At 65.0% G+C, this 317-nt stretch carries 1 protein-coding gene; it reads right to left on the reverse strand.

Annotated elements, in window-relative coordinates; genetic code table 11:
• Nucleotides 1–317 (reverse strand): glycoside hydrolase family 15 protein (locus tag RVY79_RS18560; RefSeq protein ID WP_317466016.1); only part of this gene is annotated, 317 nt, incomplete at both ends.

A 317-nucleotide genomic window follows, 5' to 3' on the forward strand; every position in this document is an offset into this window, starting at 1 on the left:
GGTCGCGAACGGCACGCCAGCGCTCAAGTGGGCCTTCCACGCCAAATTGCTCGATGCTTCTGACAGCGCGGTCGAAAGCCACCCAGGCCATCACCTTGGAGTGGGTGAAGTGCCGGGATGGGCCGCGCACCTCCCAGATGCCTTCGTCGGGGAGCTGCCAGATGTCTTCCAGATGCGTCATCAATGCGAGCTGCAAGCGCCATGAAGCGTCGTCGCCCGCCAGGCCGCCTTTGCGGGCGAGGTAGAGCGCGTCCATCAGTTCACCGTAGACATCGAGCTGGAGTTGCAGGGCGGCGGCGTTGCCAATGCGCACGGGC

Source organism: Chromohalobacter sp. HP20-39 (assembly GCF_033052815.1).
Taxonomy (GTDB): Bacteria; Pseudomonadota; Gammaproteobacteria; order Pseudomonadales; family Halomonadaceae; genus Chromohalobacter.